Source organism: Microcoleus sp. Pol11C3 (assembly GCF_036701485.1).
GTDB lineage: Bacteria > Cyanobacteriota > Cyanobacteriia > Cyanobacteriales > Microcoleaceae > Microcoleus.
This window is the reverse complement of record NZ_JAUBQW010000157.1, coordinates 1-13,477: the sequence shown is the minus strand read 5'-3', so window position 1 is coordinate 13,477 and position 13,477 is coordinate 1. Positions and strand designations below refer to the sequence as shown.

Here is a 13,477-nt window from a genome sequence, read left to right as displayed (position 1 = left end):
TTTTTTTCTAATTAACTATTTTTATCGATTTTATCATGATCTTGCCTCTGTCTCACATTTATTTGAAATGACTATAACTCTCTAGTTTTGAGTTTTCTGCAATCAAATTTTGATGATTAAAAAAAATCCACACTTTCGGATTTTTCGAGATAAAGTGCAGTCAATTACTTTTTTTGCAACATCCGAATATTTATTTAACGAACCGCGAAGACGCGAAGAACGCTAAGGAAGAATTGAAGAAAGCGGGGCGGGCTTACCGATCTTCTGGATGTGAATTTATAGATAATTTCAAACTCTTAAAAATGGGTTTCAACAGAAAAAGCACCGACGACTGGCCGTGTTTCGTCTCGGTGCTTCTTCTGGTTCGCTCCTCACACGTCCATCAATATAGCTGACTCAGTAAATTGTGTCAATACTTTTTACAAAAATTGTTTTTTGAGTCTGCTGCTGCCGGGGTGTCGGTGCGGTGGAGTGAGGCAAAACTTTTGCACTGCAAGGGTTTGACTCGATCGCCCAAGGATTGCCTCGCTCAGAAAAATTTTACTTCACTTCCAGCAGCCAGTCCAAAATCAGAGCGTTGACTTCACTCGGCCGCTCGTCGTGGGGACAGTGGCCTGTGTTGGGAATTGAAACAAATTTCACTGGTTTATCGTTGGCGGCCAATTGTTGATAAATCTGGCTGCCGGCGATCGGTGTCCAGGGGTCGTCTGCGCCCCAAAGTACCAATAACGGACGATCGACTTTGGGCAGCAATTCTGACGGTTGAGGGCCAGGAGGCGCTGTGAGTATCGAGGCAAACACTTGTTGAGCTCCGGGCTCGCAGGAGGGGGCGTGGAGGAGTTCTACGAGTTCGTCGGTAATGGCTTCGCGGTTCCCGTAGACTTGGCGCAGGGTGTTGCGGATGCGGTGTTTTTGGCGGATGTTGTTGAATACAAAGGGGCCGATCAGGGGCGATCGAACTAATTTAGTAAAAGTCCCCATCACTACTCGCAGCGGGAAATTTAGTTCGTCCGGCCGGTGGTTGAGCCCGCCGGCACAGTTGATTAAGACTGCACCTGCTGATATTTCTGGATGGTTGGCGACTACCATCAAACTCAGCAAAGCGCCGATCGAATTCCCGACAAATACCGCCGGTTCCTGTACCAGATCCGCCCAGAAATCTGTCAGCAATTCTTCCCACAATTCCAGAGTGTAATCTAGGGCTGGTTTGGCGGAAGCACCGAATCCCAGCAAGTCCAGAGCAAATACACGATAGCCACCGGCCGCGAGTACGGGGATATTTTGCCGCCAATGTCCGATCGAAGCGCCAAATCCGTGAATCAAGATCAGAGGGCGGCCGGTTCCTTGGACGGTATATTGGATTTTGTGACCTTTCCAAGTCCAAATTAGCTTTTCAAAACTTGTTGCAGATACTAATTGTTGTGCAGTCACGGCTATTATGTAAAGTTTCGTTAACTACTTTCATCATAGCAGTACCATCTCTTTAAGGGCGGGCTAGGAGCCATGCCCCACAAGAACATTATTCCCAATGCCCCATGCCCCATGCCCCATGCCCCATTCCCAATTCCCAATTCCCATTTTTACTTTTTTTGTAGCAACCAATAAGTCATCATATTCCCCTTACCTTTTACCGGAATCACGCCTCGCCTCTCAAACAAATACTTATCTTTCAAAAGCTCATAAGTAACATCAGTAACTTGAATTCTGGCTGCAAAACCCGTAGCTTCCATCCTCGCCGCCACATTCACCGTATCTCCCCACAAATCATAAGTAAACTTGCTCACACCAATAACTCCCGCCACCACCGGCCCGGAATTGATGCCGACGCGAATTGCCAGTTTTTCCCCTGTCTCGGCACACAACTTTGCTATTTTTGCCTGCATTCCCAGGGCCATTTGGGCAATCGCCTCGGCGTGATCCTGTGTCGGTGTAGGCAATCCCCCGACTACCATGTAAGCATCGCCAATAGTCTTAATTTTCTCCACACCGTACTTTTCAGCTAACTGGTCGAAGTGCGAAAAAATCACATTCAAGCGCTTTACCAACTCGGTGGGAGACATTCGAGCAGACAACTCAGTAAAGCCAACAATATCAGCAAATAAAACACTTACTTGAGCAAAACTGTCGGCAATTGTACTTTGCTCTGCCTTCAAGCGTTCTGCAATTGGTTTGGGTAAAATATTTAACAGCAACTTCTCGCTTTGTTCTTGTTGAACTTTCAGCGCTTCTTGCGCTAATTTGCGCTCTGTAATGTCAGAAACAGTACCCTCATAGTAGAGAAGATTACCTTTTGAATCTCGAACAGCCCGGACATTTTCTGACACCCAAATCCGGCGCCCGTCTTTGCGACATACCATAGATTCAAACCCCGAAACGGCATTTTCAGTATCCATAGCAGCCACGAATTCGAGGCGGCGTTCTGGGTCAACGTACAGTTGCTGAGCAATATTTTTAATCTCGGACATCAGTTCTTCTGGGGATTCGTAACCGTACAATTTTGCCAAAGCTGGATTAGCGCTGAGATATCCTCCTGAAGGCGTGCTTTGAAAAATGCCTTCCATCGCATTTTCTACAATGCTGTGATATTTTTCTTGGGCAATACGCAGCAATTCTTCTGCTTGTTTGCGCTGAATCAAAGAACCTAATTGAGTGCCGACTGCATTAAAAACGTCTATAAATCGTGCGTCTTTCCCACTCGACGAAATTTTAAAGAATACTAGCACTGCCAATACTTCATCGCCTACCAAAATCGGCACGCCAAAACCGGCTTTGAATCCAATTTCTAGTGCTATTTGACTTCGGAGAAAATGCGGGTAGCCCTTGGTAAGCTCTTCTAGCCATTCCGGTTGCTTGGATGCCCAAACTCGTCCCGGCAGCCCTATATTCATGGGAAATGTCAGTTGTTCGCTTTGGCTGCGGAACGGTTCAAAACTCGCGCTGCTCGCATACCAGCCCCGGGCAGATTGCAGCACCGTTCCTTCTGCATTGGGAATCCAAGCTTCTCCTATATCCCATCCGATTGTTTCGCCAACTTGGTGCAGAATTACTTCTAAAGCTGAGTGAAAGTCTACAGCTTCGCCGATCGCCCGCGTAGTTTCCAGCAAAAACCGGATTGATTCTTCAGCCCGCTGCCGTTCTGCGATTTCTTCGTGCAATCTAGAATTGCGATCGTGCAGTTCCCTAGCTTGCAGTTGCAGTTTGGATTGCAGCGAACGAAGGGAAAGTTGGTTTTGAACTCTGGCTAAGACTTCTTCTACTTGAAACGGTTTAGTAATATAATCCACTCCTCCTACTTGAAAAGCTTTAACTTTTTCCAGCACGTCATCTAGCGCACTAATAAAAATTACCGGAATATCTTTAGTTTTTTCGCTTAACTTTAACTGCTCACAAACTTCATACCCGTTCATTTGTGGCATATTAATATCTAGTAAAATTAGATCAGGAGGAGATATTTGTGCCCCTTGCAAAGCCAAGTGTCCGTTAATAGCCTTCCTGACATGATACCCGTAAGAGGTCAGCATAGTGGATAAAAGTCGCAAATTATCCGGCATATCGTCAACGATCAGAATGTCTTTAGGAGTCGCTGGTAAGGGATGGTCGTTCATCATAATATAATTGAGTTAAATCGATAATGATATCTATCCGAAAATTATCGACTAAATCTGTTAAAGCGTTAGCGAGATTTGCCTCAGTTTCGGGAATTTCCTTGATCAGTTCGAGGATGCGGTTGTCGTCCACACAAAGTGCTGCTTGGTGCAACTCGACCACCCAGTCTGTGGGCATTACACTCAAATCCTCGGTGGTCAAACGTTTAAGCAGCGTCGGTGTTGAAAAAGAAGTAGATAAGTTTTCTTTCTCATAAATATAACGCAGGTTGAGGTGATGCGCTATCTTTTCAAAAAGTACCTCTTCCCGAAACGGTTTACATATCAAATCGTTACAACCAGCAGACAAAATTATTTGTCGCTGCTCGTCAAAAGCACTGGCCGTCAAGGCAATAATTATTGTTTCTTTACCTTCTAGAGTTTTCTTAATCTCTCTTGTCGCTTCATACCCATCCATCACGGGCATCAGCATATCCATTAATATCAGGTGCGGCTTCCAAGTTGAATGCAAAGCAATTGCTTCTTGACCGTTAGTTGCTTCGCGGACTTCAAATCCCAGCGGTACCAGGAGCTTAAGCAGCAGTTGGCGATTTTCCGCTACATCTTCAACTATTAATATCCGATAAGTATCTTGTCCGGATTCTAAAGCAATAACTTGTTTAATCGGCGGTTTTTCTTGTTCATCACTTTCTGTTACTAGGTTAACCCAGATATTAAAGCTGAAAATTGTGCCTTGGTCTAGTGTACTTTCAACAGCAATATCACCTCCCATAATTTGGACAAACTGTTGGCTGATCGGCAACCCCAGACCTGTTCCCTGCATGGATTTTCGACCAGTTTCGGTTTGTACAAATGGCTTAAATAATGTGGAAAGTTCCCAGGGAGAAATGCCGGGTCCCGTGTCGGCAACTTCAAAGCACAATTGGGATTTGTTTTCTTCGATCGCGTCTTTTTCAGCTTGGCTGCTGACGCGCAAAGTAACGGTTCCCTGCTGAGTAAATTTAATCGCATTGCCGACCAGGTTAATTAAAACTTGCCGCAATTTAGCTTCGTCGGTTTGAATGTACTGCGGCAAATCATCGGCATTTTCAAAGATTAGCTGCAAACCTTTTGAGTTAGCTTTGAGTTGCAGCATTTCTTTGAGACTGTTGAGAAGGTTGTATAGATTGAAGCGGCTGGGATTGATGGTAATTTGACCGGCTTCTATTTTGGACATTGATAAAACATCATTGATGAGTTCCAGCAAATGTTCGCCGCTGCGGTTGATAATTTCTATGTATTCTTTTTGTTCTTCCGTGATCGAACTGTTGCGGGCCATGACTTGGGAAAAACCGAGAATGGCGTTGAGAGGGGTGCGGAGTTCGTGGCTCATGGAAGCTAGAAATTGGCTTTTGGCGCGGTTGGCAACTTCGGCGTTTTCTTTGGATTTAATCAGTTCCATGGACTGCCTTTGAGTGCGGGTGAGCAATTCCGCTTGCTGTAATGCTACTCCTAGCTGAGTACCTACATCAACTGCAACGTTGATTTCCGCTTCACTCCATTGGCGGGGAGCAGAATTTTGATAGGATGCTAGTAATCCCCAGAGCTTTTTGCCGGAGAAAATTGGTACAATAATGTAGGATTTAGCTTGAAATTTTTCTAGCAATTGGATGTAACAATTCTCGAAACCTTGCTTGTAAATATCTGGGACACAAAGGTAACTTTTACCTCGGCTGTAGGCTCCGCCTTGGGTTTGTTGCAAATAGGTATCGCGTACTTCTTGTGAGGGGCTATCTAATCTTTTGACAACGCAAAGTTCGCTGTCTAAAGCGCCTTCAGTAAGGTGAGAATCGCTCTCCTGTGCTTGGATGAAAGAAACCCACTTGGGGTCACGGGATTCGGCTACAAATTCGCCACTCCAGTCTGGATTGAAACGGTAAATAGCGACTCGATCGCACTTCATGGTTTCGCGCAATTCTCGGGTTGTGGTGTGAAAAATTTCTCGGATATCTAAAGTTTGTCGCATTCTTTCAATGATGCGGGCGATCGCTCTTTGTCGTAAAGCACTTTCTTGCAGTTCGGTTTCTGCCTGCTTGCGTTCGGTAATATCTACAGCCATTAAAGCACTGCCGATCGCTGTACCGTTATCGTCAATTAGCTGAGTATTGTACCACTCGCAGATGATAATTCTGCCGTCTTTAGTCAGATTTTCGGTAGTGCCGCTGGATTTGGCATTCAAGTCGTGATTGAAAATATCAGATAATTGCGGGTGGTAGCTTTCAGGTACGATCAAATCGGAGGCGACTCGACCAATCGCTTCTTGCTCACTGTAGCCAAAAATAGCAACGGCGGCGGGATTCCAAGTTATAATTTCTAAATTCAGGTTTAACTCGATAACTGCGATCGGCGTTTGCTGCAATAAAAATGAGATTCTTCGCTGCGAGGCTAGCAGTTTTTCTTCGGCTAATTTGCGGTCTGTGATGTCATTAGCCGTGCCGAGAATTTGTTTGGGTTTACCATCAGTTGTTCTGAGAAATACTGTATCCCAACTGTGCATCCACCGCCATTCACCGTTTTTGTGCCTCATCCGGTATTGACATTCAATGACATCACCATCTTTCGCTCGCTCCACTTTTTGGACGCTTTCTAAAAGGTTGGACAAATCCTCGGGGTTGAGCAGCGTTGACATCATTGCTGTACCCATATCTTGTATTTCTCGGGCGGTGTATCCGAGCATCGTCGAAATTTGTCGGTTGCTGTAGACATTCCGCTGTTCAATTACATCGTAAACGTACAATAGGTTGGGATTGGAATCGGCGATCGCTTGAATGAAGTGCTGGCTCTCTCTGAGTGCGGATTCTGTTTGTTTGCGAACGCTAATATCTCTGGCTACGATAATCACTGAATCTGGAGTAAGCGGAGAAACTTTAGCGTCGAGGCAAACTTCGCGCTCTCCGATTGTAAAGCTATATTCAACATTGATGCTTTGCTCGGTTTTTAGAACTTGTCGGATGGCATTTAATACCTGATCTGCCACAGGTTCCGGCAAGACTTCGTGGGCAGTTTTGTTAATCATTTCGCTTGGAGGTTTCACCAAATTTGTTGATGCTGTCGGGGCGATTTTGATGCAGCGCCCTTCTGCATTTCTCACTAAAACTGTGTCAGTCATGGCGGCAAAAATCGCCCGCAATTCTGTTTCCGATTCTTGCAGAGCTTGCTCGGCGCGGACGCGGGTGCGAATTTCTGCTTGCAGCACTTTATTTTGCCGATCGAGCTGCTGAATTCGGTTTTTTTCTCGATCAATCAGTTTAGCTTGAGCTATAGCGAGCCCTACTTGAGCCGCCACAGCTTCTAATAAGTCGATTTCCTCAGAAGTCCATTCCCGGTAACGATCGCACTGGTGCAAACAGATAGCACCGTTTGCCCTGCCTTGGTAGGAAGTGCGAATTGCCAGCATCGATTTCAACCCAATCAAGCGACAAATCGGTTGAACAGCTTGCAAAAGAGGGTCTGAGTAAACATTGTTAGAGGCGATCGCCAGATCTTGTATCATCATTTGTATGACGTGAGGATTGCCCCAAATTGGAACAGGTACGTTCCGAATAGATTCGCACTCCGATTCGAGATATTCTGCCGCCAGAGGAATATCCACTTGGGGAGTAGTAACGTAAGTATGAATCAAACAGCGATTGGCGCAGAATGCCAGACCGATTTGAGTGGCAGCTATTTGAAATATTTGTTCTGGCTGCAAGCTTGAGCGAATTTCTTGAGTTATTTTTGCAATCAGCAATTCTCGCTGAACTTGCCGTTCTAAAGCAGCTTTAGCTCCAGCCATTTCGATTTCTGCGTGCTTGCGATCGCTGATATCAAAAAGTACGCCATACCAAACAATATCCCCATTATCGCGCATTTCTGGCCGAGAATTAGATTGGAGCCATTTGAGTTTACCCGACGGTGTAACAATCCGCCATTCAAAGGCAAAAGGTTCTAAAGTTTGGGCGCTATTAGCAATTTGTTTTACCAGATATTCTTGGTCATCTGGATGATTTTGATCGAAGCACAAGTCTGGATTTTTTAATATTTCCTCACTCTCTAATTCGTAAATCTCCCTACAAGCATAACTAATATATTCAAATTTGAAACTTCCATCGGGCTTGTTGATAAATTGATAAAGAACTCCCGGTATATTGACCGCCAATTTCTGCAACCGCGCTTTGCTTTCCCGGAGTGATTGTTCTGTCCGTTTGCGAAATTCTACCTCTTGTTGCAGTTGGGCATTCTGCTGTTTTAATTGTTTTGATAGCTGTTGTATAGTCAATTGACTTTCGATCCGCGCTAAAACTTCTTCCACTTGAAAAGGCTTAGTAATGTAGTCAACACCGCCGACTTCAAAAGCTTTGACTTTGTGAAAAGTTTCCTCAAAAACACTCAAAAAAATAACCGGAATTTCCCTGGTTCTCTCGTTGGATTTCAGTCGATTACAGACTTCATATCCGTTCATTTTGGGCATGGCAATATCTAGCAAAATCAAGTCGGGGAGAACGGTTAAATTAGCATTAACCGCCATTTCTCCCGAAATCGCCCGCTGAACTTTATACCCTTCTTTCGTCAATATGTTTGATATAAACCGCAGGTTGTGGGGCTGATCATCAATAATTAAAATGTGAATATTTTCTTTGTCAAAGATCATTTTTTCTCGGATCATTGTGAATTTTTTAGTGCTAGCAGCAGATTGACGATTTAATAAATTTAGCGATTCCTTCCGATCACACTTATTTATTAAACCTTTTCAAACTCAGCAAATAGAGGATTAATTTTAGATATTAGCCCATCAACTAACGCACCTTCTATTTTTTTAACTTATTGGTTGCTTGTCTTAAGGTTTCCCCTCAAATTAACCGTATTTAACCATATCTTATTGCCGAAACAAATCCCCTTATTTGATGTCCCAATTAACTTTGCACAAAAACAATCCTCGCTTAGGCACTCCAGACCAAAGCAACCGAGTTTTTTAACTTGGTTCCAGGGCTGGGACAAAGTATTTTCGTACAGCCCGGTTGATGCGCCCAAAACAGTTTTTTGCTTGACTTTAGCATTAAAAGTCTCAGGAGGATAACGCAAGTTTCTGGATATTCTATTGCCACATTCAAAGGGTTTTAGCAGATATACACACCTGGACATACCGCGAGGCGAAGAAACAGTTTTTTTTTACTTTTGTCGCTGCAACAAAGTATGGCTGTGAAAAACCTCGGTTTTGACGCACCCGCCCATCATTCTTAAGATATTTATAGCAATCCTAAATGATTGGCAAAACCATACGCGAGAAAGATGCTTGCACTACAAGGATTCTGATATCGATCAATTTTGCGACTGATTGAGGACTGCTATATAGGTAACTAAGAGTATATAGCAATCCTCAATCATTTGTTAATTTCTTACTCCCTCCCCGTAGGTTCGGGGAGGGTTGGGGTAGGGTAAAAAATTTACGACTCCTGCAAGGATTGCTATAGCTCCATCCACCCGCACCCAAAGCCTAGCATATAAACTATTTTCTCGGTCTTTTCTATGCCAGCAATTCCTTAAGTTTAGCAAAATTTTCATGGCTGAAGTAAATTTTAATTTCTAGTTCTTGGTCAGCCTCCCACAACAGCAGCATATTATCTTCGCCCAAAGCGATTTCTGGATTGTTTAATTCAAGTGTTTGATATTTAACTTCGGGAATTCCTACGCGAATTACCAGTTCCGATTCCAACTGAGGATAGATGTACAATTGCTGTTGCAAGTTATCAAGTTCTAATTTGTCAACAGTGTTGTTACGTTGGACAGGAGAATCTGGTTTGTACCAATAAAGAGTTTCCTCCCGAATTTCGGGATTGACTATCACAAATGTTTCGTCAAAACGCTGAGGGTGCCAGTGAATTTCGCTCATACCGCCGATTTGCGGAATTAGTCGCTCTACCCAGCTAATTTCTTTGCCGTTGAGGTTTCCCCACCACTGACTGATATTATGGAGATTGTCAGCATTTTCGGGGTGGCTGCTGCCGGACTGCCAGACTGTTTTTAGTTGTTGCATATACAGGTTCTCCAGCGAATTTAAATTTGAGATTGCAGGCTTTCAATTGGAGATTCATTCGTTATACAATAATTTTAATGGACTTACCAATTATTTACCACGAAGATTACGTTGCACCTCTGCCACCGGATCACCGCTTCCCGATGGCAAAGTTTCGGATGCTTTACCAGATGCTGCTTGCGGACGGGGTAGCAGATAAATCGCAATTTCACGCTCCCGAACTTCCGCCTCAAGAATGGATTGAATTAGTCCACGACCACTCCTATGTTCAAGCTTACTGCAACGGGACGCTCGATGACAAAGCTCAGCGACGAATTGGTCTGCCTTGGAGTCGAGCCCTTGCTAATCGTACTTGCACTGCGGTTGCAGGAACTGTACTAACTGCCAAGCTCGCTTTAGACTACGGTTTGGCTTGCAATACTGCGGGCGGAACTCATCATGCCTTCCCTGCTTTTGGGTCTGGTTTTTGTATTTTTAATGATTTGGCGATCGCCTCTCGCGTCTTACAAAAAAATGGTTTAGTTCGCAAAGTTTTAATTATCGATTTAGATGTCCACCAAGGAGACGGAACCGCCGTAATATTCCAAGATGACAGTAGCGTTTTTACTTTCTCAATGCACTGCGAAGTCAATTTTCCCGGCACTAAACAAAAGGGGGATTTAGATGTACCTTTGCCGGTGGGTATGGAGGACGACGAATATTTACAAACATTGGATAAATTCTTACCAGATTTGCTTTCAAATGTCAAGCCAGATTTAGTTTTGTACGATGCTGGAGTAGACCCTCATCACGGTGACAAACTGGGAAAATTAGCTTTAACTGATACGGGCTTATTTCGCCGGGAAATGCAAGTTTTAATGGCGTGTTTGGCTGGTGGCTATCCCGTTGCCTGCGTGATTGGCGGGGGCTATTCCGATGACGCTAAGGGGTTAGTTTACCGACATTCACTGCTGCACCGAGCCGCCAGTCAAGCCTACAGGCACTATCGACTTTGATCCAGAGTGGCGAGACTTCGGAAATATGACCGAAAAAACAGTCTCCCTCACCGAAACCAATAAAAATACTATTAGTCATCGCTCCAGCTTGCCAGATGGGTACAACTTGAGCTAGAAAGTTGTTAAACAAACAACGGTACTTATGTCGAAGGCCAGCGAGTCCAATCACCCCTATCCACTGCTGGTTGTCATTGTTAACTACCGAACCTCTAGTTTGACAATTGACTGCTTGCGCTCTCTCGTTAGCGAAGTTCAATCGCTGCCCGGTATGCGAGTTGCAGTTGGCGACAATGCTTCAGGCGATCGCTCCGTCGAAGAAATTAGTAGTGCGATCGCCTCAGAAGGCTGGAGCGAATGGGCATCCTTCGTTCCCCTAGACCGCAACGGCGGATTTGCCTTCGGCAACAACGCCCTGATCCGTCCCGCCCTCCAATCCCCCAATCCCCCGCCTTACTTCCTGCTGCTCAACCCAGACACCATTGTTCGCCCCGGTGCCTTAAAAGCCCTCGTCGATTTCATGGACTCCCACTCCGAAGCCGGCATCGCCGGCAGCCGCTTGGAAGACCCCGACGGCACCCCCCAGGAGTCAGCTTTTCGCTTTCACAACCTCTTGACCGAACTCGATTTTGGTTGGCGCACAGGCTTTATATCCAAGTTATTAGCCAACTGGGCCGCAGCGCCTCCCATTTCCCAAGAAACCTGTCAAACTGATTGGGTAGCTGGAGCCAGCATGATCGTCCGTCGCGAAGTATTTGAAAAGATTGGCTTGATGGATGAAGCTTATTTCATGTACTGCGAAGAAATGGACTTTTGTCTGCAAGCGAACAAAGCTGGCTGGAGTTGCTGGTACGTACCCGAAAGTCGCGTTGTCCACTTAGTCGGCCAAAGCTCAGGCGTCACTGACACCAAAAAGCCCGCCAAGCGGCTGCCTACCTATTGGTTTGATTCCCGGCGTAGGTACTTTATCAAAAACTACGGCTTGGTTTACACAGCATTAACTGATGTATCCTGGGCTTCGGGTTTTGCAGCCTGGAGGGTGCGCCGCGTACTACAAGGCAAACCCGATGGCGATCCACCACAATTACTGAGGGATTTTGTATTAAATAGTGTATTTTTTAAGGGGGGTAAGATTGAAAAATCCAAAAAATTTTAAAGGGAGTTGGTAAATCGGTCAAAGCCAACTAAACCAGGTTAACCTAGGCAAGCAAAATATTTTATGATGCAGCCGAGAAATTAGTATTCTAGATCGATAAAACCGGATTAATTATTCCTCAAAAACCTGGTAGACCCATTATTATATCGTCGGCATCTAGCAATAGAGTAAACAAGAAATAGTGTGAATTAGACCTTATGGTAACTGAGCAAAACTTAATCACGAGTGAAAATCAAGTAGAAGACCCCGGCCTGGGACTGTGGGAGCAAATTAAAGAAGACTGGATTGCTCATGGTCGAGATTGGACAAAACCGGGATTTCGCGCCGTAGCAGTGCAGCGTTTTGGCGTCTGGAGAATGCAGGTAGAACCGAAATTACTGCGAGCTCCTTTGAGCATTATTTATCGAGCACTCTACCGAAAAGTCCGCAATAGTTACGGGATAGACTTGCCTTACACTGTGAAGCTCGGTCGTCGCGTGGTGATTGAACATCAAAACGCTATTATTATTCACGGATATTGTACGATCGGCGACGACTGCATTATCCGCCAAGGTGTAACGTTGGGAAACCGCTATTTGGACAAACCGCTAGAATCGCCTCAATTGGGCGATCGGGTGAACGTCGGCGCCGGCGCAAAAATCCTCGGAAAAGTAAATTTGGGAGACGACGTAAATATCGGTGCCAATGCTGTAGTTTTATCAGACATTCCAGCCGGTCAAACTGCTGTTGGTATCCCAGCCAAAATTATCAAATCCCGCCCTGCTGAAAACAATACTTAAATCATTGTCTTCCTTGTGCCTTTTTCTTCCTTCTATAACTCTGCGGAGATTCAATCAATCTACCTACTCAAGTTAGAGATGCCTGTTAAGGTAAAGTGCACAAATAAGCACAATTGTCAACATCATCAAAATATTCCACAAATAATGGTTGAGTCAATCACTAAGTCAATCATTTCTGCTACAGAACCAGACTGGAGCCGCGAAAAATCTAGCAAGTGGTGGGAACCCAGTCGCCAACTGCTCAAATCTATCCGCAACTATCAAAAGTGGCAGAAGCAGGGTGGAATTGCAGGATATATTTTATGCCGGTGGAACGTGCTCCAGCATCGATTTTGGAGCATTGTAACTGCAACAGACATCCCTTTGAACTGCCAAATACAAGGAGGACTTCTGCTGACTCATCCTAATGGCATTGTCATTCACCCAAGTGCTTCCATTGGCCCTAACTGTCTGATTCTTCAACAGGTAACAATTGTTGCTGATGTCAAAATCGGAGGTCACGTCGATATTGGTGCAGGAGCGAAAATTATTCGCTCCGTAACGATCGGCGATCATGCTTTGATTGGTGCCAATGCTGTGGTGATTTGTGACGTGCCACCAGGTGCAACCGCAGTAGGAATACCGGCAAAAATAATCGAAAAGAAAACCCAGGAAGTCTGAAAAATATTTTCTATAAGTCGCAGAAAAATTATGAAGTTATAGCTTTTCTCAAAAAAATGAGGTATAGCCTTTCTCACAAAGATGGAGTACGCCGAAACCCTATGTTGTCAAGCTTTTGAAGTTGAATTGTGTACCTCATCTACCCCAGAACCGCTAGGGAGCATGTCACCTTTGCAAGTGAGCGAATTGATAGTGTGATATTATAACACTAATCTATTTTTGAAATAAAGCCA

General features: G+C 44.8%; 8 protein-coding genes. 4 read left to right on the top strand and 4 right to left on the bottom strand.

Annotated elements, in window-relative coordinates; translation table 11 throughout:
- Positions 1-540: 540 nt before the first annotated feature.
- The 4 genes from QUA40_RS24665 to QUA40_RS24650 all read right to left on the bottom strand — a co-directional run bounded on the left by QUA40_RS24665 (position 541) and on the right by QUA40_RS24650 (position 9,657).
- On the bottom strand, positions 541-1,431 hold the full coding sequence (locus QUA40_RS24665; protein WP_333130769.1) for an alpha/beta fold hydrolase: 891 nt from the start codon (positions 1,429-1,431) through the stop codon (positions 541-543).
- 149 nt (positions 1,432-1,580) lie between these two features.
- Positions 1,581-3,608, bottom strand: coding sequence for an adenylate/guanylate cyclase domain-containing protein (locus QUA40_RS24660; RefSeq protein ID WP_333130767.1), 2,028 nt, complete (start codon positions 3,606-3,608; stop codon positions 1,581-1,583).
- The gene (locus tag QUA40_RS24655; RefSeq protein WP_333130765.1) at positions 3,574-8,274 is read right to left on the bottom strand and encodes a response regulator; all 4,701 of its coding nucleotides are present in this window, start codon (positions 8,272-8,274) and stop codon (positions 3,574-3,576) included. The genes QUA40_RS24660 and QUA40_RS24655 overlap by 35 nt, the downstream gene beginning before the upstream one ends.
- Before the next feature lie 873 nt (positions 8,275-9,147).
- Positions 9,148-9,657 (bottom strand): hypothetical protein, encoded by a 510-nt coding sequence (locus tag QUA40_RS24650; RefSeq protein WP_333130763.1) that lies wholly within the window; start codon positions 9,655-9,657, stop codon positions 9,148-9,150.
- A gap of 77 nt (positions 9,658-9,734) precedes the next feature.
- On the opposite strand from QUA40_RS24650, the gene QUA40_RS24645 reads away from it, so the two are divergent.
- The 4 genes from QUA40_RS24645 to QUA40_RS24630 all read left to right on the top strand — a co-directional run bounded on the left by QUA40_RS24645 (position 9,735) and on the right by QUA40_RS24630 (position 13,244).
- Complete coding sequence (locus QUA40_RS24645) at positions 9,735-10,652, top strand: histone deacetylase (RefSeq protein WP_333130761.1); 918 nt, start codon at positions 9,735-9,737, stop codon at positions 10,650-10,652.
- A gap of 142 nt (positions 10,653-10,794) precedes the next feature.
- Positions 10,795-11,805, top strand: a complete 1,011-nt coding sequence (locus QUA40_RS24640) for a glycosyltransferase family 2 protein (protein WP_333130759.1) — start codon at positions 10,795-10,797, stop codon at positions 11,803-11,805.
- 197 nt (positions 11,806-12,002) lie between these two features.
- On the top strand, positions 12,003-12,584 hold the full coding sequence (locus tag QUA40_RS24635; protein ID WP_333130757.1) for a serine acetyltransferase: 582 nt from the start codon (positions 12,003-12,005) through the stop codon (positions 12,582-12,584).
- Positions 12,585-12,728: 144 nt separating this feature from the next.
- Complete coding sequence (locus QUA40_RS24630) at positions 12,729-13,244, top strand: serine acetyltransferase (protein ID WP_333130755.1); 516 nt, start codon at positions 12,729-12,731, stop codon at positions 13,242-13,244.
- Positions 13,245-13,477 lie beyond the last annotated feature (233 nt).